This is a genomic window from Mesorhizobium sp. M7A.F.Ca.MR.148.00.0.0 (assembly GCF_003997735.1).
GTDB lineage: Bacteria > Pseudomonadota > Alphaproteobacteria > Rhizobiales > Rhizobiaceae > Mesorhizobium.
The window spans coordinates 1-3439 of sequence record NZ_RZTB01000223.1; the positions used below are offsets into that span (position 1 = coordinate 1).

Here is a 3439-nt window from a genome sequence, read left to right on the forward strand (position 1 = left end):
GCGGTTCGGGCGGCGTCGGCTCGATCAATTTCGGCGGCCTGCGCGATTTCGGCAACGTGCTGCGCCTGCGCGTGGTGACGATGGAGGCCGAACCGAAAGCGCTCGAACTTACTGGCGAGGATCTGCACAAGGTGACCCACGCCTACGGCACCAACGGCATCATATCGGAGGTCGAGATGCCGCTGACCGCGGCTTATGAATGGATCGATGTCATCGTCGGCTTCGGCGCTTTCATGGATGCTGCCCGCTACGGCAATGCGCTGGCGTGTCAGGACGGTATCCTGACCAAGCTGATCACGCCGATAGCCGCACCCGTGCCTCAGCTCTATTTCAAGCGGCACCAGAAGTTCCTCCGGGAAGGGCAAAGCATCTGCGTCGTCATGGTGGCGCAGCACGGGCTGGATCCTTTCCTTGCCTTCACCCGGCGTGCCGGCGGCGAGGTGATCTACAATGCGGCCACGGCGACGCCGGAAGAGAAAAAGGGCCTGCCGCCGGCCTATGAATTGGCCTGGAACCACACCACGCTGAGGGCGCTGCGCGTCGATCCTTCGATTACCTATCTGCAGTCGCTCTATCCCTTTCCCAACCAGCTGGCGCTGGTCGAGAAGATGGACGCGATGTTTCCGGGCGAGGTGTTCTCGCATCTGGAATTCGTGCGGCTGGACGGCAACATCACCTGCTTCGGCCTGCCGCTGGTCAAGTTCACCACCGAGGCGCGGCTCGACGAGATCGTGCGTCTGCATGAAGCGAATGGCTGCCCGATCTTCAACCCGCATCGCTACACGCTGGAAGAGGGCGGCATGAAGCAGACCGACGCGGTGCAGCTTGCCTTCAAGCGCGAAACCGATCCGCAAGGCCTGCTCAACCCCGGCAAGATGATCGCCTGGGAAAACCCGGACTATGATTATCGTTCGGGCCGGACATTCCTTTTCAAGGGGCTGCAGAGGGCAAGCTGATGACCAGCGTGTGGCGCTTGAACACCCCCCTCTGGCCTGCCGGCCATCTCCCCCTCAAGGGGGGAGATCAGATTGCCGCGCTGCTTTCGCTAACCATCAACGTCGCAGATAGGCAGCAACGCGGAAACCGCCAATCTCCCCCCTTGAGGGGGAGATGCCCGGCAGGGCAGAGGGGGGTGCCTCGCGCTGACCTGCAGGATGTCCTCCGATGAACATCCTCGTCCTTTACGCCCATCCGGTCGAGACCAGCTTCAATGCCGGCCTGCATTGGATGATCGTCGAGCGCCTGACGGCGGCGGGCCATACGGTTGACGACTGCGATCTCTATGCCGAAGCGTTCGATCCGCGGATGACGCGCGATGAACGGCTGAACTATCATAACCAGCGCGGCGCCGCTGACGCTGCCGCGCCTTATGTCGAACGCCTGCTGCGCGCCGATGCGCTGGTGCTTTCCTATCCGGTCTGGAACTATGGCTTTCCAGCGATCCTGAAAGGCTTTTTCGATCGCGTCTTCCTGCCCGGCGTGTCGTTCAAACTGGTCGACGGCAAGGCGCAGCCGTCTCTGCACAACATACGCAAGGTTGCAGCGGTGACCACCTATGGCGGCAGCCGGTTCCGAGCCATGCTGATGGGCGATCCGCCACGCAAGCTGATCAATCGCATGCTGCGCGCCACCGTAAAACCGGGCGCGCCGGTGAGCTACCTCGCGCACTACGCGATGAACCTGTCTACCGACCAAACGCGCAAGGCTTTCACGACCAAGGTCGCGGCCTGCATGGATGCCTTCTGATGCGCGCGCTGGTGGTCTACTGCCATCCGGTGCCGGACAGCTTCTGTGCCGCAATTCGCGATACCGCCATCGACGTGCTGATGCGACGAGGCTGGGAGGTGCGGCTGCTCGACCTCTATGCGGAGAAATTCGACCCGGTGATGGGCTGCGATGAGCGGCGCTCCTACAATGACCAGGCGCCGCAGGACCCGGCACTGAAGCCGCACTTCGAACTGCTCAACTGGGCCGAGGCGATCCTGTTCGTCTATCCGACATGGTGGTACGGGCTGCCAGCGATGCTGAAGGGCTGGCTCGACCGGGTGTGGGCGACGGACGTCGCCTTCAAGCTGCCGGCCGGCAAGGGACGGATCAAGTCGCTGATGACGCATGTGACCAAGGTCGGCGTCATCACCACCTGCGGCGCGCCGACCTGGTGGAGCGTCGTCGTCGGCCAGCCGGGACGCAAGACCCTGCTGCGCGGCATGCGGGCGCTGTGCGCGACGCGCTGCCGGACGTTTTTCCTGGCGCACTATCTGATGGATGCCTCGACGCCGGCAACGCGGGCGGCGTTTCTGGCGAAGGTGCGGGCGAAGTTGGAGCGGTTTTGAGGGAATTGGCGTCCTTCTCCCCGCTCCACGGGGAGAAGATGCCTGCAGGCGGATGAGGGGCAGCACGAACATTGCAGAGGTTGGCGCCGCCCCTCATCCGGCCCTTCGGGCCACCTTCTCCCCGTAAACGGGGCGAAGGAAGAGAGTGCTACATCCTCGTCCGCTCCGACTTCGGATCGTACATCGGCTTCAACGACGCTTCCGCCGCAAAACGCTCGCCGGCGATCTCGATCTCATAGGTTGAGGCCAGCAGATCGGCCTCGCTCTCGCCCTCGCAAGGCACATAGCCTAGCCCGACCGCGCCGCCGAGATGATGGCCGTGATTGCCTGAAGTGATCGGGCCGACGATCTTGCCGTCGCGCAGGATCGCCTCGTTGTGGAAGAGCAGGGGCTCTGGATCCTTCAGGCGGAACTGGACGAGCCGGCGTGACAGGCCGGCTTCCTTCTTGCGCAGCACGGCATCGCGGCCGATGAAGTCGCCCTTGGCGGTCTTCACCGCGAAGCCAAGGCCGGCTTCCAGCACATTGTCCTCGTCGGTGATGTCATGGCCGAAATGCCGGAACGCCTTTTCGATGCGGCAGGAATCCAGCGTGTGCAGGCCGCAGAGTTTCAGGCCGAAATCCGCACCTGCCTCCTCGATCGCCTCGAAGACATGGGCCGCCTGGTCGGTCGAGACATAGAGTTCCCAGCCGAGTTCGCCGACATAGGTGACGCGGTGGGCGCGGGCCAGGCCCATGCCGATCTCGATTTCCTGGAACGTGCCGAACGGATTTTTATCATTGGAAAAATCGTTGGGGCTGACCTTCTGGATCAGCTTTCTTGCATCCGGGCCCATCAGGCAGAGCACGCTTTCGGCCGCCGTCACGTCGGTGATGACGACGAACTCGTCGGCGACGTGCTTGCGCAACCAAGCCAGGTCGCGCTGCAGCGTGGCGCCGGGGACGACGAGGAAGAAAGCCGTTTCCGACAGCCGCGAGATCGTCAGGTCGCTCTCGATGCCGCCGCGCTGGTTGAGCATCTGGGTGTAGACGATCTTGCCCGGGGCGACGTCCATGTCGTTGGCGCATAGTCTTTGCAGGAAGTGCCGAGCGTCGCGGCCCTCGACA

3 protein-coding genes and 1 pseudogene (1 of these 4 cut by a window edge) are annotated in these 3439 nt (G+C 63.2%); 3 read left to right on the forward strand and 1 reads right to left on the reverse strand.

The genetic code is table 11. The features are described 5' to 3' along the window. From EOB49_RS33165 to EOB49_RS33180, 3 genes are all read left to right on the forward strand, one after another. The coding region (locus EOB49_RS33165) for an FAD-binding oxidoreductase (protein ID WP_164781906.1) at positions 1–956 on the forward strand (956 nt) is incomplete at its 5' end. A gap of 208 nt (positions 957–1164) precedes the next feature. Further along, the gene (locus EOB49_RS33175) at positions 1165–1746 is read left to right on the forward strand and encodes an NAD(P)H-dependent oxidoreductase (RefSeq protein WP_127383439.1); all 582 of its coding nucleotides are present in this window, start codon (positions 1165–1167) and stop codon (positions 1744–1746) included. Further along, complete coding sequence (locus EOB49_RS33180) at positions 1746–2333, forward strand: NAD(P)H-dependent oxidoreductase (RefSeq protein WP_127332377.1); 588 nt, start codon at positions 1746–1748, stop codon at positions 2331–2333. The genes EOB49_RS33175 and EOB49_RS33180 overlap by 1 nt, the downstream gene beginning before the upstream one ends. Positions 2334–2481: 148 nt before the next feature. Here EOB49_RS33180 and EOB49_RS33185 read toward each other — a convergent pair. Continuing rightward, a pseudogene (locus tag EOB49_RS33185) lies at positions 2482–3439 on the reverse strand (glycine cleavage T C-terminal barrel domain-containing protein) (its annotated part continues 407 nt past the right edge of the window); the annotation flags it as partial.

What these genes read in the sequence shown, in the direction of transcription:
- EOB49_RS33175 (WP_127383439.1), top strand. Translation starts at nt 1,165, where the DNA reads ATGAACATCCTCGTCCTTTACGCCCATCCGGTCGAGACCAGCTTCAAT.
- EOB49_RS33180 (WP_127332377.1), top strand. Translation starts at nt 1,746, where the DNA reads ATGCGCGCGCTGGTGGTCTACTGCCATCCGGTGCCGGACAGCTTCTGT.